At 73.5% G+C, this 20,722-nt stretch carries 17 protein-coding genes; 6 read left to right on the plus strand and 11 right to left on the minus strand.

The features are described 5' to 3' along the window. Window positions 1-285: 285 nt before the first annotated feature. Window positions 286-762: a DUF2000 family protein gene (locus tag ACGFT2_RS11390; RefSeq protein WP_393276072.1), complete on the minus strand. Its 477-nt coding sequence runs from the start codon at window positions 760-762 to the stop codon at window positions 286-288. Between ACGFT2_RS11390 and ACGFT2_RS11395 the strand changes: the two genes are divergently transcribed. Beyond that, the gene (locus ACGFT2_RS11395; protein ID WP_393276074.1) at window positions 761-1,555 is read left to right on the plus strand and encodes an AraC family transcriptional regulator; all 795 of its coding nucleotides are present in this window, start codon (window positions 761-763) and stop codon (window positions 1,553-1,555) included. The genes ACGFT2_RS11390 and ACGFT2_RS11395 overlap by 2 nt on opposite strands. Here ACGFT2_RS11395 and ACGFT2_RS11400 read toward each other — a convergent pair. The 3 genes from ACGFT2_RS11400 to mshA all read right to left on the minus strand — a co-directional run bounded on the left by ACGFT2_RS11400 (window position 1,537) and on the right by mshA (window position 5,167). Then, complete coding sequence (locus ACGFT2_RS11400) at window positions 1,537-3,183, minus strand: glycosyl hydrolase family 28-related protein (protein ID WP_393276077.1); 1,647 nt, start codon at window positions 3,181-3,183, stop codon at window positions 1,537-1,539. The genes ACGFT2_RS11395 and ACGFT2_RS11400 overlap by 19 nt on opposite strands. A 153-nt stretch (window positions 3,184-3,336) precedes the next feature. After that, window positions 3,337-3,837 (minus strand): YbjN domain-containing protein, encoded by a 501-nt coding sequence (locus ACGFT2_RS11405; RefSeq protein WP_393276080.1) that lies wholly within the window; start codon window positions 3,835-3,837, stop codon window positions 3,337-3,339. Further along, window positions 3,830-5,167 (minus strand): D-inositol-3-phosphate glycosyltransferase, encoded by a 1,338-nt coding sequence (mshA, locus tag ACGFT2_RS11410; protein WP_393276083.1) that lies wholly within the window; start codon window positions 5,165-5,167, stop codon window positions 3,830-3,832. Before mshA ends, ACGFT2_RS11405 begins: the two co-directional genes overlap by 8 nt. Window positions 5,168-5,717: 550 nt before the next feature. Here mshA and ACGFT2_RS11415 point away from each other — a divergent pair. From ACGFT2_RS11415 to ACGFT2_RS11425, 3 genes are all read left to right on the plus strand, one after another. Further along, window positions 5,718-6,503, plus strand: coding sequence for a class I SAM-dependent methyltransferase (locus ACGFT2_RS11415; protein WP_393276346.1), 786 nt, complete (start codon window positions 5,718-5,720; stop codon window positions 6,501-6,503). 196 nt (window positions 6,504-6,699) lie between these two features. Next, window positions 6,700-7,788 (plus strand): NlpC/P60 family protein, encoded by a 1,089-nt coding sequence (locus ACGFT2_RS11420; RefSeq protein WP_393276086.1) that lies wholly within the window; start codon window positions 6,700-6,702, stop codon window positions 7,786-7,788. Window positions 7,789-8,057: 269 nt separating this feature from the next. Beyond that, window positions 8,058-9,359 (plus strand): PP2C family protein-serine/threonine phosphatase, encoded by a 1,302-nt coding sequence (locus ACGFT2_RS11425; RefSeq protein WP_393276089.1) that lies wholly within the window; start codon window positions 8,058-8,060, stop codon window positions 9,357-9,359. A gap of 250 nt (window positions 9,360-9,609) precedes the next feature. On the opposite strand, the gene ACGFT2_RS11430 is transcribed toward ACGFT2_RS11425, so the two are convergent. The 3 genes from ACGFT2_RS11430 to ACGFT2_RS11440 form a co-directional block, all read right to left on the minus strand. Further along, window positions 9,610-9,954, minus strand: a complete 345-nt coding sequence (locus ACGFT2_RS11430) for a DUF2516 family protein (protein WP_393276091.1) — start codon at window positions 9,952-9,954, stop codon at window positions 9,610-9,612. Window positions 9,955-10,063: 109 nt separating this feature from the next. Further along, complete coding sequence (locus ACGFT2_RS11435; protein ID WP_393276093.1) at window positions 10,064-10,651, minus strand: hypothetical protein; 588 nt, start codon at window positions 10,649-10,651, stop codon at window positions 10,064-10,066. 77 nt (window positions 10,652-10,728) lie between these two features. Next, window positions 10,729-11,217 carry a helix-turn-helix domain-containing protein gene (locus ACGFT2_RS11440; RefSeq protein ID WP_393276096.1) on the minus strand — a complete coding sequence of 163 codons (489 nt, stop codon included), beginning with the start codon at window positions 11,215-11,217 and terminating at the stop codon, window positions 10,729-10,731. A gap of 235 nt (window positions 11,218-11,452) precedes the next feature. Between ACGFT2_RS11440 and ACGFT2_RS11445 the strand changes: the two genes are divergently transcribed. Then, window positions 11,453-12,532: a MerR family transcriptional regulator gene (locus ACGFT2_RS11445; RefSeq protein ID WP_393276098.1), complete on the plus strand. Its 1,080-nt coding sequence runs from the start codon at window positions 11,453-11,455 to the stop codon at window positions 12,530-12,532. Between the two features lie 160 nt (window positions 12,533-12,692). Continuing rightward, a complete protein-coding gene (locus ACGFT2_RS11450; protein ID WP_393276100.1) occupies window positions 12,693-15,083 on the plus strand; it encodes an ATP-binding cassette domain-containing protein in 2,391 nt (796 codons plus the stop codon). Window positions 15,084-15,096: 13 nt separating this feature from the next. Here the strand turns inward: ACGFT2_RS11450 and ACGFT2_RS11455 are convergent, their stop codons facing one another. The 4 genes from ACGFT2_RS11455 to ACGFT2_RS11470 form a co-directional block, all read right to left on the minus strand. Beyond that, on the minus strand, window positions 15,097-15,579 hold the full coding sequence (locus tag ACGFT2_RS11455; protein WP_393276103.1) for an HAD domain-containing protein: 483 nt from the start codon (window positions 15,577-15,579) through the stop codon (window positions 15,097-15,099). Between the two features lie 181 nt (window positions 15,580-15,760). Beyond that, entirely contained in the window at window positions 15,761-17,791 is a 2,031-nt protein-coding gene (locus ACGFT2_RS11460) for a HelD family protein (RefSeq protein ID WP_393276106.1), read from the minus strand. 51 nt (window positions 17,792-17,842) lie between these two features. Next, window positions 17,843-18,463, minus strand: coding sequence for a TetR family transcriptional regulator (locus ACGFT2_RS11465; protein WP_393276109.1), 621 nt, complete (start codon window positions 18,461-18,463; stop codon window positions 17,843-17,845). A gap of 9 nt (window positions 18,464-18,472) precedes the next feature. Continuing rightward, window positions 18,473-20,719, minus strand: a complete 2,247-nt coding sequence (locus tag ACGFT2_RS11470; protein ID WP_393276112.1) for a phosphotransferase — start codon at window positions 20,717-20,719, stop codon at window positions 18,473-18,475. Window positions 20,720-20,722: the final 3 nt, after the last annotated feature.

The raw sequence follows: 20,722 nt of genomic DNA on the forward strand, positions 1-20,722 counted from the left end.
CCGCCGGTAGTGGCGGACAGCGGCAGCAAATACGACTTTCGCCCTGAAGTCGGGCAGCCATGGTGATCGGATCACCCGGTCACGCGATGTGATTCCGTCGACCGGCCGAGTTCCGGGCGCGGCCCCGGTTCCGGCGAGGGCAGCGTCGCGGATCCCGGTCGGCCGGGGCCGTGCGGGCTCCGGACGCAGCGGGCTCCGGGCGCGACTAGCGGTTCCGGACGCGGCTAGCGGTTTCGGACGCGGCTAGCGGTTCCGGACGCGGCTAGCGGTTTCGGCGGGGCGTCGTCACGGATGCATCCGCGCCCCCTTCACCACCTTGTCCACCGCGTTCCGCGGCCCGTACACCGCGAGGCCCACCAGGTCCAGCTCCGCCGTCGGCACCGCCCGGACCGCCGCGCGGTTGTCGCGGTCGTTGCCCGTCGAGAACAGGTCCGCCGTGAACACCGCGCGGGGCAGCGCCCGGCCCAGCGCCTTCTCGTGCGCCCCCTTCAGAAGCTCCTTCGTGCCCTCGAAGACCAGCACCGGCTGCCGGAACATCGGCAGGTACGCCACCGCGCCGGCGTCCTCGTACGGCTTCCCGATCACCTCGGGGATCGTCGCGCCGAGGCCGCTGACCAGGAAGGCGGTGACATTGAGGCGCTGCCAGGGCTCGAGGTCCTCGCGCAGCAGCACGGCGATCTTCGTGTCGAATCGGACGGGTTCAGTGCTCATGGAACGAGACTGCCGCCCCCCGTACGACGGAGTCTTGTACGTTTTTTGCATGGCCGCCCGGCAGGAAGTCACCGCGTGGCGCCCCCGTGTCCCGGGCGTCACCGAGGTCTTCCACGCCCACTTCACCGAGTACGCGTATCCGATGCACGTCCATGACGCCTGGACGCTGCTCATCGTGGACGACGGAGCCGTGCGCTACGACCTGGACCGGCACGAGCACGGCACCCCGCACGACACCGTCTCGCTGCTGCCGCCGCACGTGCCGCACAACGGTTCGCCGGCCACCCCGGACGGCTTCCGCAAGCGGGTGGTGTACCTGGACACCAGCCGGCTGGGGGAGGAACTGATCGGGGCGGCCGTGGACGGGCCCGACCTGCGGGACCCGGTGCTGCGGCGGCACGTCGGCCGGCTGCACTCGGCCCTCGCCCGGCCCGGCGACGAGCTGGAGGCGGAGAGCCGGCTGACCCTCGTCGGGGAGCGGCTGCGCGACCACCTGCGGCACCGGACGGACCCGCCGGGCGCGCGCCGGGATCCGGCGCTCGCCCGCCGGTTGCGGGAGTTGCTGGACGCGCGGCTCGTCGAGGGGCTCACGCTGGAGGGGGCCGCGCGGCTGCTGCACGCCCATCCCGCCCATCTGGTGCGGGCGTTCAGCGGCGCGTACGGCATCGCCCCGCACCGGTATCTGATGTCCCGGCGGGTCGGCCGGGCCCGCCGGCTGCTGCTGGACGGGCTGCCGCCGGGCGAGGTGGCCGCCGTGGCCGGGTTCTACGACCAGGCCCATCTCACCCGGCACTTCAAGAAGCTGGTCGGGGTGACGCCCGGGCGCTACCGCAGCGCGCGCTGAGCCTCGTACAGGTTGCGCGGGCGCACCGCGTCCGTGGTGCCGTACAGCTCCAGGCGGGAGCGCAGGTCACCGGGGAAGTCGGGGACGTCGGTCTGGCCGAACTCGGTGACCTCGTTGATGCCGACCGTCGCCGAGCAGGGCGCCAGTCCGTCGATCTTCATCAGGCCCGCGCGGCCGTTGGTGACCCGGATGTTCCAGTGGGTGAAGCGGGCGCCGAAGAGCGGTCCGGCGCTGGCGTCGCCGCCGTGCTGGCCGTTGTTGTTCACGGTGACGTCGGTGCGGACGTTGGCGAACGGCAGTCCGCGGTGGCTGTCGAAGGTGCCCATCCGCATGTCGCCGCGCGACCACACGTTGTGGGAGGACAGGCCCTCGACGTTGATGCCGTGCAGCTGCGTGCCGGCGGGTGCGGGGACCGTGCGCTCCTCGATCGTGAAGTCCTCGACCAGGTTGTCGTGGGAGCCCTCACGGCAGAAGTACGGGTGGTGCGAGCCCCGGCCGGCGACCCGGGTGCGGCGCAGGGTGCAGGCGGAGGCAGCGACCAGGCCGAAGCCGTTGTCGACGTGGCGCACCGTGACGTCGTCCACCCAGCAGTCGTAGGCGCACTGCAGGACGACACCGTTGTAGCCCTTGTCGAGGAGGTGGGGCGACTGCGGGGTCTGCACCGCCTCCAGGGTCAGGCCCTGGAGGCCGGAGCCGGTCAGCTCGGGCACGTGCGTGGTCAGCCTGGGGTCCCACTCCGGTCGTACGTCGAGCGGGAGGGGGCGTTCGAGGGTGACGCGGCGGCCGTGGACGCGGGTGACGCGCACCGGCCACTCGTAGGGGACGTACGACGTCAGCTTCGTCTTGTCGTCCCAGTTGTAGGCGGCCGGTCCGGGGCCGCCGCCCGCCATGTGCTGGAGGAGGGTGTGGGCGGGGTCGTCGGCGAGGCGGAGGAGGACGAGCCGGCCGGGGCGCAGGTGGGCGGGGTCGGCGACGGTGACCGTCCGGTCGCCCCGGCGGGCCGGTGCCACCGTGGTCAGGGTCGCCCACGCGTCGCGCCTGTTGCCGGTCCAGCCCTCGAACGGCCAGGCCCGCTCCCTGATCGCGGTGACCAGGGAGTCCCAGCGGGCCCTGGGGGCGAGCCAGATGAGGCCGCCCGCCCAGGACCAGGAGGACTTGTCGCCGCCGTAGCGGGAGCCGTAGACGCCGATCAGCTCGGTGAGGTTCTTCGTCGCGTACAGGGTCGTACGGCCGCTGCCGGCGCCGCGCAGGACGACACCGGAGTCGCCGATGCGGATGACGTCGTCGATGCGGAAGGTGCCGGGCGGGATGGTGACCGTGCCACCGCCGGCCCTTCCGGCGGCGGCGATGGCACGGTTGATCGCGGGCGCGCAGTCGGTGCCGCCGTCGGGCACGGCGCCGAAGTCGGTGACGTCGGCGACGACCCGGGGGCGGGGGAAGCGGGTGGCTCCGCCGCGGTATCCGGCGCGGCCCACGTAGGGGATCTGCGGGTGGGTGGCCGGGGAGCGGCGGAACTCCTCCCAGAGCGCGGCGACTTCGGCCGCCCGGGCGGTGCCGGTCGCGGCGCCCAGGGCCACCGCGGTCGCGCCCGCGAGCAGGGTCCGTCTGGTGAGGTGCGCGTTGCTCATATCCACCCGCCTATTCATGTATATGAATCACGTTCATGAATGCGTTGGCGGTGAGCATGCCACCGTCGTCCTCGTGCCGGGAAGGGGTCGCCCGGAAGAAAAGCGAAGGTGCCCGGGTGAGAAGCGAAGAGCCGGCCGGAAGGAGAGCGGGGATCAGTCCGCCGGGCGCTCGATCAGGTGCTTGAACGCGTCGAGGTTGCGGGTGGACTCGCCGCGGGAGACGCGCCAGGCGTGCTCCTTGCGGATCGAGGAGGCGAAGCCCAGTTCCAGGAGCGTGTTGAAGGCGCCGTCGGCCGCTTCCAGGACCTGACCCAGAAGGCGGTCGATCTCGTCCGGGGTGACGGAGGCCAGCGGGAGCCGGGCGGCGACGTAGATGTCGCCGAGGTGGTCCACGGCGTAACTCACGCCGTAGAGCTTGAGGTTGCGCTCCAGGAGCCAGCGGTGGACGCCGGTCTCGTTCTCGTCGGGGTGGCGGATGACGAAGGCGTTGAGCGACAGGGAGTGGCGGCCGACCAGGAGGGAGACCGTCGTGGAGAGCTTGCGGGTGCCGGGGAGCTTGACCACGAAGTTCCCGGGCTCGGGGCTCTCCCACTCCAGTTCGGCGTCCTCCAGGGCGGCCTGCAGTACCTGCCCGGTCTTCTCGACATCACCCATGGTGGGAGCGTACGCGACGGCGGTGGGACTGGGTCGCCGCCGTGTAGACCTCGGCGGTGGCGGCGGCCGCCGTGTCCCAGCCGAAGCGCTGGGCATGCCGGGCGGCGGCCTGCCCCATGCGCGCCGTGAGGGACGGCTCGTCGGCGAACCGGCCCAGCACGCGCGCGTACTCGGCGGGGTGGTGCCCGCTCGCGAGGAAGCCGGTCTCGCCGTCGCGCACGGCCACCGGCAGCCCGCCGACGGATGCCGCGAGCACCGGGGTGCCGGCCGCCTGCGCCTCTATGGCGACCAGGCCGAAGGACTCGCTGTAGGACGGCATGACCAGGACGGAGGCGGCCCGGAACCAGTCCGCGAGCTGCTCCTGGTCGACCGGCGGCCGGAACCGTACGACGTCCGCGACACCGAGCCGGGCGGCGAGCTTCTGCAGCCCCTCCGGCTTGGCGAGCCCGCTGCCGCTGGGGCCGCCGACGACGGGGACGAGGATGCGGGAGCGCAGCTCGGGACGTTCGTCGAGCAGCACGGCCACCGCGCGCAGGAGGACGTCCGGGGCCTTCAGGGGCTGTATGCGGCCCGCGAACAGCGGGATCAGGGCGTCCTGCGGCAGGCCGAGGCGGGCCCGGGCGGCGGCGCGGCCGTCGGCGGGCCGGAAACGGTCGAGGTTGACCCCGGGGTGGACGACGGCGACGTGGTCCCGGTCGGCGGCGTAGTGCCGGACGAGTTCGCCCGCCTCCTCGGCGGTGTTGGCGATCAGCCGGTCGGAGGCGGCGACGATCTGGGTCTCGCCGATCACCCGGGCGGCGGGCTCGGGGGTGTCGCCGTCGGCCAGGTTGGCGTTCTTGACCTTGGCCATGGTGTGCATGGCGTGCACCAGGGGGACCCCCCAGCGCTGGGCGGCGAGCCAGCCGACGTGGCCGGAGAGCCAGTAGTGGGAGTGGACGAGGTCGTAGTAGCCGGGGCGGTGCCCGGCCCAGGCCTGCATCACGCCGTGCGTGAAGGCGCACAGCTGGGCCGGCAGCTCCTCCTTGGCGAGGCCCTCGTAGGGGCCCGCGTCGACGTGCCGGACCAGGACGCCGGGGGCGAGTTCGACCGTGGGCGGCAGGCCTCCGGCGGTGGCGCGGGTGAAGATCTCCACCTCGATGTTGATCGCGGCGAGCCGCTGGGCCAGCTCCACGATGTAGACGTTCATGCCGCCGGCGTCGCCGGTGCCGGGCTGGTGGAGCGGGGAGGTGTGCACGGAGAGCATGGCGACGCGGCGGGGCCTGCGGTGCAGCCGGAGGCGGGCGGCGGCTGCCGGGGAGCGCCGCCCGAGCCTGCTGGCGTACTGGCTCACGTGGCGTTCCTCCTCGTCGCGGGCATGCCTGCCGGAGGGCCCACCTCGCCCTCCCAGGGGGACAACAGCGAGGGGTGCCCTGCCATTTCCCGATCAATCGATTTTGCCGAATCGTTACCTGGATCCTGGAGGGGCCCCACGCGCGCGGGCGTCACACACGCCACCCGACCCCGGCGGGCGACGGGCCCGAGGCCGGCGGATCACCGCCCGGCCGCGGTCGGGCGAGCGGGCCGAGGAGCGGGACCGCCCCGGCCACGGACTGGCGGGCCGAGGTGCGGTCACCCGGCCGCGGCTGGCGATGGGGCCGGGATCGGGGGTCAGCGCCCCGGACGCGGGCTGGCGGTCGGGCCGGGATCGGGGGTCAGCGCCCCGGACGCGGGCTGGCGGTCGAGCCGGGATCGGGGGTCAGCGCCCCGGACGCGGGCTGACGGTCGGGCCGGGATCGGGGGTCGGCGTCGTGGTCCCGGCCCCGCTTACCCTCGTACGCATGAAGGCCCGCACGACGCCCCTCCCCCACTCCCGGCTTCGCCCGACCGGGCGAGCCGCCGTCGTGGGAACGGTGACGCGCGGGACGACCAACCCCAACCGGCTGCGCCGGATGGACCGCTGGATCGCGGCCGTGCACGGCGCCGAGCTGCGGCGCGCCGAGGATCCGGTGGCGATCGACCTCGGCTACGGCGCGGCGCCCTGGACCGCCGTCGAACTGCTCGGCCGGCTGCGCGCGGCCGCCCCGCGGGCGCGTGTAGTGGGCGTCGAGATCGAGCCGGAGCGGGTGGCGGCGGCCCGGCCCTACGAACGGGACGGGCTGGCCTTCCGGCACGGCGGCTTCGAGATCCCCGTCACCGGCCGCCCGATGCTCATCCGGGCCGCCAACGTGCTGCGGCAGTACGACGAGGCCGCGGTCGCCGCCGTGTGGGAGCGGCTGTGCGCGCGCCTCGCCCCGGCGGGCGGCGGCTCGCGGGGCGGGCTGCTGGTCGAGGGGACGTGCGACGAGATCGGGCGGCGGCACGTCTGGGTGGCGCTCGGCCCGGAAGGCCCGCGCACGGTCACCTTCGCCACCCGGCTGGGCTCCCTGGACCGCCCCTCCGACCTCGCCGAACGACTGCCGAAGGCGCTGATCCACCGCAACGTCCCCGGCGAGCCCGTGCACGCCTTCCTCCGCGACTTCGACCGCGCCTGGGACGCCGCGGCGCCCTACGCCTCCTACGGCGCCCGCCAGCGCTGGATCCGCGCCGTCCGGGACCTGGCCGGCGACTGGCCGGTGACGGATTCGGCGGTGCGCTGGCGGCAGGGCGAAGTGACGGTGGCGTGGGCGGCGTTGGCACCCGTGACCTGACAACGCCCTTTCGGGCGGGGCCGGGACGGAACGATCTCGGTGCGCCGTTCGTCACATCGGTGGGGAGAACGTCGTATCCGGCGGTCAGCGGGGGAAACACGACTTCCGACGACCTCTGTCACTTTGCGCGCGGCCGTGGCACGATCCCTCAGGCGCCCGTAAGTTACTGACGGTAAATCAGTTTGGGGGAAGACGTATGGGTACGGGAAAGCGCGGTCTGCTCACGGCCGCCCTGACCGTGGTCTGCGCGGTGACCGCGCTCGCAGCGCCCGGTACGGCGTTCGCGGCGCCCGCCCCCACTCCCGCCCCGACGTCGAGCGGATCTCCAGCCGCCCCGACTCCCCCGCCGAGCAAGGACCTTGAACAGATCCGCGAGAAGCTCGAGGGGCTCTACCACGACGCGGCCGTGGCCACCGACGCCTACAACGCGGCAGAGGAGAAGGCGAAGAAGCAGTCCGCCGAGATCGTCGCGCTGGCCAGGAAGATCGTCGAGGGCCAGGACCGGCTGAAGAAGCTGAAGAACCAGGCGGGCGCCGCCGCCCGGTCCCAGTACCGCACCGGCGGGCTGCCGCCGTCCGCACAGTTCCTGCTCAGCGACGACCCCGGGCAGTTCCTGGACGGCGCCGGGCTGGTCCTGCAGGGCCAGCAGGCGACCAGGAAGCTGCTCGGCGAAATGACCCGCACCCAGAAGGAGTTGCGGGAGTACGCCGACGACGCCTCCGCCCAGTGGAAGAAGCTGGAAGCGGGCCGCAAGGCCAAGGCCGCCGCCAAGAAGAAGATCGAGCGGCGGATCGACGCCGCCGAGCAGCTCGAATCGAGGCTGGAGAAGAAGGAGAAGGAGCGGCTCGCCGAGCTGGAGCGGGCGGCCGCCCTCAAGGCCCAGACCGCCTGGCTGGACACCGGCGTCCTCGAGGACGCCGCCGGGAAGGCCTCCAGCCAAGGCGAGAAGGCCGTGCGGTTCGCCACCGCCCAGCTCGGCAAGCCGTACGTGTGGGGCGCCGAGGGGCCCGACTCCTTCGACTGCTCCGGCCTGACCTCGCAGGCCTGGGCCGCGGCCGGCCACCCCGTCCCGCGCACCTCGCAGGAGCAGTGGAGACAACTCGAGCACGTCGCCGTCAAGGACATGCGCCCCGGCGACCTCATCATCTACTTCGACGACGCCAGCCACGTCGCGATGTACGTGGGAGACGGCGCGATCATCCACGCCCCGCGCCCCGGCCGGACGGTGACCGTCGCGGGCGCCGGCTCGATGCCGATCCTGGGTGTCGTACGCCCGGACGCGTGAGGCACGTCGCTCCGGCCATGTCCCCGGTGACGCAGGTCATGTGACCCACCGCACCCCCGGCCCGCGCCCGAGTGAGCTTCGTCATCCCCGCCGGAGTGCCGGCCTGTCCAACTGCGGTATAGAACGCGGCATATGACAGCGGTCTGCGCGGAGGCGACGCGGCTCACACCATTCCATCGGGGCGGCCAATGCCGCTATGGTCACCCGTCGGTGGGTCGAGACCCCTCGACGCCGCCGTGCCCTCGGGGGGAGGGAAGGAACCCAACACGATGCCCGTACCCGTACCGCGGCAGAGAGCGATCCCGGCCGTGGAGTGTGGTCAGGCGCAGGCCGCCCCCGCAGTCGGCGGCCCCCTCGAGGAAGAGGCCCACCGCGACGCCACGCTCACGAACAACACCGGCACCATGCTCACCCTGCTGCTGATCGAGGACGACCCGGCCGGCTCGCCGATCGTGCCCGACCTGCTCGACTCGGCCGGCAAGCCGATCCGCGTCCGCACCGCCCGCAACCTCACCGAGGCCGAGCGGCTGCTCACCGACGACGTCCACTGCATCCTGCTGGACCTCGCGCTCGCGGCCCCGGGAGGCACCGACGCGGACGACGAGCTGGCCGTGCTCAAGCACGTGCTGAGGCTCGCGCCCCGGCACGCCGTGCTCGCGCTGACCGCCTCCACGGACGCCGAGCGCGGCGCCGAAGCCGTGCGCGTCGGCGCCCAGGACTACCTCTTCAGGGACGAGCTGGACGGCCGTCTGCTCAGCCGTGCCATCCGCTACGCGGTGGAGCGGAAGCGATCCGACTCCGCCGAGCGACGGCTCGCCGAGGGCAGGCTGCGCGCGCAGGAGAACCGCCGTCTGGAGCGCGGTCTGCTGCCCACCCCGCTGCTGGAGGGCTCCTCGCTGCGGTTCGCCGCGCGCTACCGCCCCGGCCGCTCCCGGGCCCTGCTCGGCGGCGACTTCTACGACGCCGTCCGCACCCCGGACGGCACCGTGCACGCCATGATCGGCGACGTCTGCGGCCACGGCCCGGACGAGGCCGCGCTCGGCGTGGAGCTGCGCATCGCCTGGCGGGCGCTGACCCTGGCCGGGCTGTGCGGGGACGAGCTGCTGAGCACGCTGCAGGAGGTGCTGGAGCACGAGCGCGCCGACGAGGAGATCTTCGCGACGCTGTGCACGGTGGACATAGCCCCCGACGGCCGCCGTGCGGGCCTGTGCCTGGCCGGCCATCCGGCGCCGCTGATCGCCCGCCCCGGCCGGCCCGCGCGCCTGCTGCCGTACGACAACAACGGCCCCGCGCTCGGCCTGCTGCCGGGTGCCCGCTGGCCGCGGATGCAGGTGGAACTGGGCGCCGAGTGGAGCCTGATGCTCTACACCGACGGTCTGATCGAGGGCCGGGTCGGCGCGGGCGGGGAACGGCTCGGCCAGGACGGCATGGTGGAGATGATCCGCCGCCAGCTCTCCGAGGGGCTGCGGGGCGAGGCGCTGCTGCGGTCCGCGGTGCATGAGGTACGCGACCTCAACGGCGGTGAGCTGACGGACGACGTGGCGGTCGTCCTGCTGGACCGCACCCCGTAGCAGAGGCCTCGCCGCACGGACCCTCACCGTCGCCGGGTACCTCGCCGTCGCGGCGCGGGTACCGGCCGTTCGAGGATTGCCGCACGGGCCCTCACCGTCGCCTGGTACCGGCCGTTCGGGGATTGCCGCGCGCGTCCCCGTGCTCCCCGGGTGGTGAGCAGCGGCCTGCCTCAGGGGCGCTGGGAACTGCGCGAACGGGTCCCACTCGGCCGCACCCGGCAATCGGGTGCTCGCCCGAGGCGGGATGCCGCTAGCGGCCGCCGTTGTACGGCCCGTACGGACCGTCGCTGCTGCTTCCGCCGCGGCGGCGGCCCCAGCCACGGCCGCGGCCGCCGGACACCTGCTGGAGCGCCGGGCGGGCGTCCACGAAGAAGACGATCGTGGCCACCAGGCCCGCCAGCTGCAGGAACAGCATGGGCACGAACAGGTTCACCGCGACCGCGATCCCCAGGATGATCAGCCAGAAGCCCTTGTTCTGCTTGTCGGCGGCGCGGTACGCGTCCTCGCGGAACAGGGCGGCCATCACGAAGGCCACCACGGCCATGGCCAGCATGGCGGTGAAGATCAGCCACATCACGCCGCCGAATGCCGTCATCAGCACAATGCCCACCACCTGGGTCGAGTCGTCAGTACAGCCACCGTACCCATACAACGGGCCGGGCACCCCGAAGGTGCCCGACCCGTTCAAGCCTCGTCGGCCGTGGTCACTTGGCCGGCGGCGTCTTCTTCGTGGGGGTGCTCTTGCGCGGAGCCGGCGCCTTCTTCGCCTCCGGCGTCTTCTCCCCGGCGGGACCGGCCGCGGCCGGCTTCGACTCGTCCCCGACCTCGACCGGCTCGGGCTTGCCCTCGACGGCGATGGCCAGTTCCTCGATCTCCTCGGCGGCCTCGCCGCGCCAGGTCTTCACGGTCTGCTCGCCGTGCTCGGCGACCTTCTCGTAGGCCTCGCGGGCCCGGACGGCGTACTCCGCGGCGACGCCGACCCCGCGCAGGGCGAGGTCCTGGGCGCTCTCGCCGAGCTTCTTCAGGTCCACGTCGAGGGTGCCGATGAACTCGTTGACCTTGGTCTGCAGGTTCTCCTGCGCCTCCTTGGCCCGGGCCGCTGCCCGCTCCTGCACGGCCTTGGGGTCGGTGTTGCGCACGGCCTCGATGCGGGCCGGGGCCTCGGTGCGCAGCTGCTCGACCAGGCCGGGCACCTTCTTGGCCTGCTGGAGCGCCAGGTCGGCGGTGCCGGCGGCGAAGTAGAGCGGCTTCGGGTCGCTGAGGGTCTTGCGCAGGTCGTCGGTGATGGCCATGGTGATGGTCCTCCCGGATTCGCGTTCGGCTGAGGTGGTGTGGTCCGCGGTGTGACGTCCGTAAGCCCTGTCCGGCGTCACCCGGCCGTCCGCCGCGGACCGGCGTCGTCGCTCGCGTCGGCCGTGCGGGTGCCGCGCACGGCGGTGTCGCCCGGGCCCTCGTCCGTGAACCCCGCGCCGTTCTCGTCGTCCTCGTGCGCGGTGCTCTCGCCGATCCCGAATCCGTTCTCTTTCCTGAAGGACTCGTAGATCTGCAACAGCACCTGCTTCTGGCGCTCGTTGAGCGAGGGGTCGGCGAGGATGACGGCGCGCGTCTCCACGTCGTCGCGGTCCCGCTCGGCGTCGAGGATCCCGGCGCGGACGTACAGCGTCTCGGCGGAGATGCGCAGGGCCTTGGCGACCTGCTGGAGCACCTCCGCGCTGGGCTTGCGCAGCCCGCGCTCGATCTGGCTCAGGTACGGATTGGACACCCCGGCGGCATCGGCGAGCTGCCGCAGCGACAGCTGGGCGTTCCGCCGCTGTTCGCGCAGATAGTCACCGAGATTGCCGACGTTCAGCGATGCCATGCCTCCACCTTGCCCCACCTTCGCTAACAATTGCAAGCACCTGCTTGCAAAAGTGTGTCGAAGCGGAACGCACGGCACTGAGCCTGAGCACGGCGGGTCTCCTGCCGAGGCCCTCCGTCCGCGCGTGGGAGACCATCGGACGGGGTTCGGCGGAGCCCCTGGTTGACCTTCACCTTGGGGGAGCCCACAGCATCGGTGGGGCCGGGCGACGTGCTCGGCACGAGGAGGAGCGAGCATGGGGTTGCTGACCATCGGGGCGTTCGCGAAGGCGTCCCGGCTGTCGCCGAAGGCACTGCGTCTTTACGACGAGCTCGGCCTGCTCACCCCCGCTCGCGTGGACCCGGTGACCGGCTACCGCCTCTACGCACCGGAACAACTGGAACAGGCCCGGCTGGTCGCCTGGCTCCGCCGCCTGGGGATGCCCCTGGCCCGCATCCAGCACGTCCGCACGCTGGATGCGGCCGGAGCGGCCCGGGAGGTCCGCGCGTTCTGGGGCCAGGTGGAGGCCGACACCGCCGCACGGCGGGACCTGGCCGCCTTCCTCATCGACCATCTGTCCTGGAAGGACCCTGCCGTGTCCCCGACCGCGAAGCCCCTGGGAATCCGTTACGCCGCACTGTCCGACACGGGCCTCGTCCGAGAGAGCAACCAGGACACCGCCTACGCCGGACCCCGCCTGCTCGCCGTCGCCGACGGCTGCGGCAGCCGGGGAGCCCCCGCCAGTACGGCCGCCGTCGACGCGCTCAAGCACCTCGAGACCGCCGGCATCCCGGCCGGTGATCTCCTCAACGTCCTCGAAGAGGTCATCGACCGGGCCAGGCAGGCCGTGCACGACATCGCCGGGAGCGGCTCTTCCCCGGAGGACACCGGCACGACACTCACCGCGCTGCTCTGGACCGGATCACAGCTGGCCCTCGTCCACATCGGCGACTCCCGCGTCCACCTGCTGCGCGACGGCGAACTGTTCCAGATCACGCACGACCACACCATGGTCCAGACGATGGTCGACGAAGGGCGCCTCAGCCCGGAGGAAGCCGCCTCCCACCCTCAGCGGTCGCTGCTGGTCCGGGCCCTGGGCCGAGGCGCCGACACCACCCCCGACCTGCGCCTCCACGACGCCAGGCGGGGAGACCGGTATCTGCTCTGCTCCGACGGCCTGTCGACCGTCGTGCCGACCCGGGACATCCACCGGGTGCTCTCCGAGACCGGCGAACCCGAGCAGGCCGTCCGCGAACTCGTCGCCCTCGCCAACGGCTCCGGCGGTCCCGACAACGTCAGCTGTGTGGTCGCCGACGTCCTGGAGCTCCAGCGGTAGGAGCCCGCGGCACGCGCCTCGCCTCCCGGGACGCCGGCTCACGCCCGCTCACTCCGGCTCACTTCGGCGAGTCCGGACGGATCCGGTCAGAATTCGAGAAGCATCGCAGGCGGCGCTGCGGCTAGCGTGCTCGCAGGCGGCCCCCGGAGATGGAGACACGATGACCCCGACCACGCGGCCGGACGCGCCGGCGCCCACCCCGCACCTCGCCGACGGCCACGACCTGATCCGCGTGCACGGCGCGCGCGAGAACAACCTCAGGGACATCAGCGTCGAGATCCCCAAGCGCCGGCTGACGGTGTTCACGGGTGTCTCCGGCTCCGGCAAGAGCTCGCTCGTGTTCGACACCATCGCCGCGGAGTCCCAGCGGCTGATCAACGAGACCTACAGCGCCTTCGTCCAGGGCTTCATGCCCACGGTGGGGCGGCCCGACGTCGACGTGCTGGACGGGCTCACCACCGCGATCCTCGTGGACCAGCAGCGGATGGGCGCCGACCCCCGCTCCACCGTCGGCACCGCCACCGACGCCAACGCGATGCTGCGCATCCTCTTCAGCCGCCTCGGCACACCGCACATCGGCTCGCCCAAGGCGTTCTCCTTCAACGTCGCCTCGATCAGCGGCGCGGGCGCGGTCACCGTGCAGCGCGGCGGGCAGACGGTGAAGGAGCGGCGCGAGTTCAGCGTCACCGGCGGCATGTGCCCGCGGTGCGAGGGGCGGGGCGCGGTCACCGACATCGACCTCACCCGGCTCTACGACGACTCGAAGTCGCTCGACGAGGGCGCGCTCACGATCCCCGGTTACAAGGCCGGTGGCTGGAATTACCGCCTCTACGCCGAGTCCGGCCTGTTCGACCCGGGCAAGCCGATCCGCTCGTTCACCAAGCGGCAGTTGCAGGACTTCCTGTACCGCGAGCCGACCAGGATGAAGATCGCGGGCATCAACATGACCTACGAGGGGCTCGTCCCGCGGATCCAGAAGTCGATGCTCGCCAAGGACCGGGAGGCGATGCAGCCGCACATCCGGGAGTTCGTGGACCGGGCGGTCACCTTCACCACCTGCCCCGAGTGCGCGGGCACCCGGCTGAGCGAGGCGGCCCGGTCGTCGAAGATCGCCGGGATCAGCATCGCCGACGCCTGTGCCATGCAGATCAGCGACCTGGCGGAATGGGTGCGCGGCCTCGCCGAGCCGTCGGTGGCGCCGCTGCTGAAGGCACTGGGGGAGACGCTGGACTCGTTCGTCGAGATCGGTCTCGGCTACCTCTCGCTCGACCGGCCCGCGGGGACCCTCTCGGGCGGCGAGGCCCAGCGCACCAAGATGATCCGCCACCTCGGCTCCTCGCTCACCGACGTCACCTACGTCTTCGACGAGCCCACCATCGGCCTGCACCCGCACGACATCCGGCGGATGAACGACCTGCTGCTGCGGCTGCGGGACAAGGGCAACACGGTGCTCGTCGTGGAGCACAAACCGGAGGTCATCGCGATCGCCGACCACGTCGTCGACCTCGGCCCCCGGGCCGGTACCGAGGGCGGCACCGTCTGCTTCGAGGGCAGCGTCGAGGGGCTGCGGGCCAGCGGCACCCTGACCGGCCGCCATCTGGACGACCGGGCCGCCCTCAAGGAGACGGTGCGGAAACCGGCCGGCGCGCTGGAGGTCCGCGGCGCGACCACGCACAACCTGCGGGGCATCGACGTCGACATCCCGCTCGGCGTCCTCGTCGTCCTCACCGGGGTGGCCGGCTCCGGCAAGAGTTCGCTGGTCCACGGGTCGATCCCGGCCGGCGAGGGCGTGGTGTCCATCGACCAGACCCCGATCCGCGGCTCGCGCCGGAGCAACCCGGCGACGTACACCGGACTGCTGGAGCCGATCCGCAAGGCCTTCGCCAAGGCCAACGGCGTCAAGCCGGCGCTGTTCAGCGCCAACTCCGAGGGCGCCTGCCCCACCTGCAACGGCGCGGGCGTGGTCTACACCGACCTGGCGATGATGGCCGGCGTCGCCACCACGTGCGAGGAGTGCGAAGGTAAGCGGTTCGAGGCCTCCGTGCTGGAGTACCACCTCGGCGGCCGGGACATCAGCGAGGTGCTGGCGATGCCGGTGGCCGAAGCCGAGGAGTTCTTCGGCGGCGGCGAGGCGCGCACCCCTGCCGCCCACCGGATCCTGCGGAACATGGCCGACGTGGGCCTCGGCTATCTCACCCTCGGCCAGCCGCTCACCACGCTGTCCGGCGGCGAGCGCCAACGGCTGAAGCTGGCCACGCACATGGCCGAGAAGAGCGGTGTCTACGTCCTCGACGAGCCGACCACCGGCCTGCACCTCGCCGACGTCGAACAGTTGCTCGGCCTGCTCGACCGGCTCGTGGACTCCGGCAGGTCGGTGATCGTCATCGAGCACCACCAGGCGGTCATGGCCCACGCCGACTGGATCATCGACCTCGGCCCCGGCGCCGGCCACGACGGCGGCCGCGTCGTCTTCGAGGGCACCCCGGCCGACCTCGTCGCCGCCCGGTCCACCCTCACCGGCGAACACCTCGCGGACTACGTCGGCGCCTGACGCCCCCGCGGGCTCAGTGGCCGGCCGCCGTCACCCACTCCCGCAGCACCTCGAAGTCGGCCTCCGTGAGCCCGTACCGGTGGTCGACCCGGTGCAGCAGGGCCGGGCCGCTGTGATGGACGGCGGTCCAGGCGCGGTCGGCCTCGGTGATCTCGTCGTCCACCCAGACGAAGGGGCGGCCGGCCGCCCAGGCGACCAGCGGCCGGGTCTTCCAGTGCAGCAGGCCGGGCGGCTCGTTCTCGTCCGGCCACTGCACGACGGGCAGCCGCGGCAGGCCGAGCCAGGGCCCGAGGCAGGAGTTGGCGTCGTCCATCCAGGTCGTGGCCCACACCAGTTCACAGCCCAGCGCGGCGAGCCGTGCCCCGAGCGCGGGGTCGACGCGGCTGAGCAGCGGGTTCGTGGCCGTGATGGCCGACGGGCCCGCGAACACCGGGTAGGCGCGGTCCGCCGCCCCGTACGGGATGAGCGGGCCGTCGACGTCGAGGAAGAGCAGCATCACCGACCAGGATCGGCCATGGAGCCGTTCCCGTCGATGCACGGTACGAGGTTCTGCGGCGGCCGGCACCCCGACGTCCATGACCCGCCGGCGGCCGGAAAGACCGGCCGGAGTGGTGGGGGGCGTCCCGGATCCGGGCACGGTTCGGGATCCGGGCGCGCCGGCCCGCCGCCGCGTGCGGTCAGAACGGCAGCGGGCGGGCGTGGACCACGTCCAGCCGGGAGACCGCCCGGGTCAGCACCACGTACAGGCGGTGGGCGCCGCGCTGCTCCGCCTCGACGACGGCGGCCGGTTCCACGGCGATCACGTGGTCGTACTCCAGGCCCTTGACCAGGCTCGCGGGGACGACGGTCAGGCGGGCGCCGAGCGTCTCGGGGCCGGCCGCCCCGATGCCGGCCGCGGTGAGCGCCTCCCGTACGCCCGCCACGTCCGCGTCCGCCGCGACGACCCCGACCGACCCCTGCCCGGTGAGGGCGTCCCGTACGGCGGTCACCGTCGTGCCGAGGACGTCGTCGGTCGGGCGGAGGGTCAACTCGCCGTCCCGGCGCAGCGACCGGGCCGCGGGGACGGTCACGTCGAGGCGGGCGAGCAGCCGGTTGGCCGGTTCGAGGACCGCCGCCGGCACCCGGAACCCGGTGGTCAGCGGCACCACCGCCGCGTCCGGTTTGCCGAGGTGGCGCAACTGGACGGCCCAGTCCCGGGCGGCCCACGGGGTGGTGCCCTGGGCCAAGTCTCCGAGGACGGTCAGCGAGCCGAAGACGGCCCGGCGGGCGATGGCCCGGCACTCCATCGGCGACAGGTCCTGCGCCTCGTCCACCACGATGTGGCCGTAGCCCTCGGGGTGTTCGATCAGTCCGGACAGCTCGTCGAGGAGGACGAGGTCGGCGGGCGACCAGCGGGCGGACCTGTGGGAGCGCGGCGGGCGCGGCCACAGCAGCGCGGTCTGCTCGTCCGGGTCGAGCAGCCCGTCCGCCGCCCGGGCCAGCACCTGGCCGTCGGTGAGGAGTTCGGCCAGCACCTCCTCGGGGCGGACCTTCGGCCACACGGCGTCGAGCCGCGCGGTGACCGGCCGGCACCGCTCGATGCGGCGGACCCAGGAGGCGGGCCGGACTCCGGAGCGCCGCTCGGCCTGTTCCCGCAGCCGCCGTACCACCCGGGTGCGCACCCGCTCGCGGCCGACGGCGTACGGCGGCTCCTCGGCGCGCACCTGCCCGACGATGCCGGCCAGTTCACCGGCGGACACCCGCCACCGGTAGGACCCCTCCGGCACGGCGAGGTCGGTCACGCCTTCCCCGCTCACGCGCGCGTACAGCGCCCGGCGCAGCACCTCGGCCATGCGGGCGTCGTGTTTGACGGTCGCCGTGCGGACGGAATCGGTGCCGGCGGGCGGCCGGCCGGCGACCTCGCCCAGCAGGGTGGACTGGCGGACGCCCGACTCGCCGAGGGCGGGGAGCACCTCGGCGATGTAGCCGAGGAAGGTCCGGTTGGGTCCGAGGATGAGCAGGCCGGCGCGCTGGAGCCGCTTGGGGTGGGTGTAGAGCAGGTACGCGGCGCGGTGCAGGCCGACGGCGGACTTGCCGGTGCCGGGGGCGCCCTGCACGCACACGGAGTCGGTGAGATCCGCCCGTACCAGGTCGTCCTGCTCGGGCTGGATGGTGGCGGCGATGTCCCGCATGGGCCCGACCCGGGGCCGCTCGATCTCACGGGTGACGATGTCGCTGCTCCGCGACTCGCCCCGGTCCAGGTGCTCGTCCTCCAGGCCGGTGAGGTCGGCCGAGTCGCCCCGGCTGCCCGGCGCCCAGCCGAACCGGCGCCGGGTCCCGACGCCCTGCGGGTCGCGGGCGCTCGCCTGGTAGAAGGCGCGGGAGACGGGGGCCCGCCAGTCGACCACGAGGGGCGGGGCGGCGGGTTCCTCGGTGATCCGCACCCGCCCGACGTGGTAGTGCTGCCCGCCGTGCCCGGGGGCGTGGACGGCGAAGTCGAGACGGCCGAAGAACAGCGGCCCGGGCGGAAGTTCGCGCATGGCCTTGGCCCGGCTGCGCAACCCGTAACCCAGGACCTCGGCGTCGGCACCGGAGGCGGAGACGTCCTCGCCGGTGACGACCTGCTCGGCGGCGCCCTCGACCATGGCGGCGAGGGCGGCGCGGCAGCTGTCGTGATAGGCGCGCTCGGCGTGCAGGGTCTCCTCGAGGGCGGGGTGGAGTGACGTCATGTGGCCCACCCTACGGGAAATGTGCAACCGAGTTAAGTTTTTAACCCAGTCTCACGAGAGTTGCCCGCCGAACCGCTCCGGAAGCCCCGCCGCCAGCCGCGCGAACGCCCGCTCCGCCGCCCGCACGGCGTCCGGCGCCACCTCCCCGACACCCTCCCCCGCCGCGATCCGCCGCCAGTTCTCCTGGGCGAGGATCCGCTGGACGGCGACGATCTGCCCGGCCGCCAGCCGGGCCTCCAGGTCCCCGCCCAGCGCCCGCGCCAGCGCCGCCTCCGATCGCTCCAGATGGCCGTACGCCCGCGCCACCAGGGCCGGGGTGCCGTAGAGCAGGGTGTGGAAGGCGAGCACCTCGGGATGGTCGCTCAGCCCGGTGACCGGATCGCGGCGGCGCAGCCCGGCGAGGAAGTTCCGGCGCAGCGCGTCCACCGGGTCGGCCGCCCCGGCGACCAGCCGCGCGGCCTCCGTCTCGTGGTCGGCGATCCGGTGCAGGACGAGGTCCTCCTTGGCCGGGAAGTACCGGAAGAGGGTCGGCTTGGAGATCCCGGCCGCGGCGGCGACCTCGGCGACCGACACCGCGTCGAAGCCCCGCTCCAGGAACAGCCGTACGGCGATGTCCGACACGTCCTGGTACATCCGCTGCTTCTTGCGCTCGCGCAGGCCCATCTCTTCCATGGGGGGAGCCTACGCAGCGCCGCCCGGACCGGTCGGCCGGGCCGGAGGGCGGGCCGGGAGACGGCCGCCGCCCGGCCGGGACGACAGCCCCAGGGACGCGGTGGCAGCGGCCAGGGTCATGGCGTACGACTCCAGCGCGCGCCGGACGTTGGGCGCGTCCAGGCTCGTCCCGGTGACCAGCCGGTCGAGGTCGACGTAGGCGGAGCGGACCAGCTCGATCCACCGGTACACCGGCCAGTCCTGCTGCCAGCCCTTGGTGAAGCGCGGCGCCAGACGGGCCTCCCAGCGGCGGAAGAGGCGGTCGCGGATCTCCGGCCGGGTCGGGGTGAGGTGCATGTGCCGGACCAGCTCGTACAGCGGGTCCCCGACGAGCGCCATCTCCCAGTCGATCAGGGTGAGCGCCGGGTCGTCCTCGCGGCGCACCAGGTTCCAGGGGTTGAGGTCGCCGTGCAGCAGGGCGCAGTCGCGCTCGGTGACGCGATGCCGGGCGAGGATCTCGCGCAGCCGGGGCGCGTCGGGCAGCCCGAGGAAGCGGGCCGACTGCCGGGACGCCTTCGGCAGGGCGGCGACCAGCGCCACCAGCTGGTCGGCCAGCCAGTCGTAGAAGCCGGGCCGGCCCGCGACCGGGTCGATCGTGCTGTAGTCGACGGCGGTCAGCGCGGCCAGCTGGTCGACCAGGCAGTCGGCCTCGTACGGCCGCAGACCGTGCACCGGGTGCTCGGGTCTTCGGCCGAGGTCGCGGGCGCCCTCGTAGGTGTGGACGGCGAAGCGGTCGCCGCCGTAGCGGTGGGCGGGGTCCGTGGCGTGGCTCGTCCCCAGCGCCAGCACCCGGGGCGCGGCCACCGGCACCCCGGACCGTTCGATCGCCCCCAGCACGGCGTGCTCGCTGAGGAAGCTGCGCTCGCGCCGCAGGACGACGGTCGCCTCGCGGCGTACGACCACGGGGAAGGGGGTGCCGGGCACCCTGAGCACGGTGTTGAGATGCGCCGCCCCCTTGAACACCCGGTCGGCCGGGGCGGCGCCCTCCAGGAACAGCGCGTCGGCGACGGCGGAGTGGGGGAAGTGCCGGTGCTCGCCGACGCGCCGGTCCGGCGTCCAGCCGATGCCCCGGCCGGCCGGGCTCCGCCGGGCGCCGGCGGCGGAGCGGGCCGAGGCCCCGCGCCGGAACAGGATCCGCTCGATCTCGTCCTCCTCCGGCACCCGGCCCAGCCGCAGCGGCTCGGCGGCGGCCCGCAGGGCGGCGCGCACGGTCCCGGTCGCCTCCCGAAGACTCCGCCGGCCGAAGGATTCCTCCAGCGACCGGGCGGCCCGGACGACGTCGGTGTACAGGGACTGCGCGTGCTCGAACGCCACGTAGTGCGGCAGGTCCTTGGCCAGGCCGGCCGCCGCGGCCGGCCGCACCCGGTGCACGGCGTCGGCCCAGGCGTCGACGGCCTGCTGCCACTGGTGCCTCGGGTAGCGCATCCGCACCAGGTGCACGGCGAGGTCGTGCACCGGGTCGCCGTAGCCGGCCAGTCCCCAGTCCGGGCAGTACAGCGGCGGGTCACCGGCGGCCGGCAGGACCAGGGTGGCGCGGTGCAGGTCGCCGTGGAGCAGACCGTAGGGCCGCCGGGTCATCGCCGGCACCCGGTCGGCGAACCGGAGCAGGGCGTCCTCCGGTACCCCGAGGGCGACGAACAGGCCGCCGTACCGGGACCAGTCGGGCCGGCGGACCTGGCGGTCGGCGAGCCGGGCCAGGGTGCGCAGGAAGCCCTGGGAGTCCGTGTGGTTGCGGGGCCGGTCGGGCGGCAGGGGCGGCAACGCCCCGCCGCGCACCTGGACGATCGAGGCGAGCAGTGCCGCGAGGTCCGCCAGCAACCGGCCGCCGACCGGTTCGCCGGGGCCGCACACTTCCGCCAGTACGGTTCCGTCCAGATGACTGTGGACGGCGTACCCCTCCCCCGCGGCCAGGCACTCGGGCACGGGGAGCACCCCGCGCAGGGCCCGCAGGATCTCCGGCTCGCTCCGCCAGGTCCGGACGGCCGCAGGCACCGCGTCGGCGCGCGGCACCCGCACGGTCACCAGGGTGCCCGGCGCCCTGCCCAGCAGCGCCGCCACGGGTTCGGTCAGCGGTACGACGTGATCGCGGTGGCGGACGCCCTCGCGCCCCTCTCCCGCCTCGACGGCACGGGCCACGAACGCCTGGACGAGGGCATCCGCCCGAACACTGCCGGCGTGCCCCCCGGCCGCGGCACGAGGGACGGGCGGTGCGCCCACTGG

This window comes from Streptomyces sp. NPDC048514, assembly GCF_043199955.1.
Lineage (GTDB): Bacteria > Actinomycetota > Actinomycetes > Streptomycetales > Streptomycetaceae > Streptomyces.

Bases quoted from the DNA above. Each gene is read 5' to 3' on its own strand.
- ACGFT2_RS11465 (WP_393276109.1), bottom strand. From the start codon at position 18,463: ATGGAAGAGATGGGCCTGCGCGAGCGCAAGAAGCAGCGGATGTACCAG.
- ACGFT2_RS11390 (WP_393276072.1), bottom strand. From the start codon at position 762: ATGCAAAAAACGTACAAGACTCCGTCGTACGGGGGGCGGCAGTCTCGT.
- ACGFT2_RS11435 (WP_393276093.1), bottom strand. From the start codon at position 10,651: ATGGCCATCACCGACGACCTGCGCAAGACCCTCAGCGACCCGAAGCCG.
- ACGFT2_RS11455 (WP_393276103.1), bottom strand. From the start codon at position 15,579: ATGCTGCTCTTCCTCGACGTCGACGGCCCGCTCATCCCGTACGGGGCG.
- ACGFT2_RS11405 (WP_393276080.1), bottom strand. From the start codon at position 3,837: ATGGGTGATGTCGAGAAGACCGGGCAGGTACTGCAGGCCGCCCTGGAG.
- ACGFT2_RS11450 (WP_393276100.1), top strand. From the start codon at position 12,693: ATGACCCCGACCACGCGGCCGGACGCGCCGGCGCCCACCCCGCACCTC.
- ACGFT2_RS11445 (WP_393276098.1), top strand. From the start codon at position 11,453: ATGGGGTTGCTGACCATCGGGGCGTTCGCGAAGGCGTCCCGGCTGTCG.
- ACGFT2_RS11400 (WP_393276077.1), bottom strand. From the start codon at position 3,183: ATGAGCAACGCGCACCTCACCAGACGGACCCTGCTCGCGGGCGCGACC.
- ACGFT2_RS11440 (WP_393276096.1), bottom strand. From the start codon at position 11,217: ATGGCATCGCTGAACGTCGGCAATCTCGGTGACTATCTGCGCGAACAG.
- ACGFT2_RS11425 (WP_393276089.1), top strand. From the start codon at position 8,058: ATGCCCGTACCCGTACCGCGGCAGAGAGCGATCCCGGCCGTGGAGTGT.
- ACGFT2_RS11420 (WP_393276086.1), top strand. From the start codon at position 6,700: ATGGGTACGGGAAAGCGCGGTCTGCTCACGGCCGCCCTGACCGTGGTC.
- ACGFT2_RS11460 (WP_393276106.1), bottom strand. From the start codon at position 17,791: ATGACGTCACTCCACCCCGCCCTCGAGGAGACCCTGCACGCCGAGCGC.
- ACGFT2_RS11430 (WP_393276091.1), bottom strand. From the start codon at position 9,954: ATGACGGCATTCGGCGGCGTGATGTGGCTGATCTTCACCGCCATGCTG.
- ACGFT2_RS11395 (WP_393276074.1), top strand. From the start codon at position 761: ATGGCCGCCCGGCAGGAAGTCACCGCGTGGCGCCCCCGTGTCCCGGGC.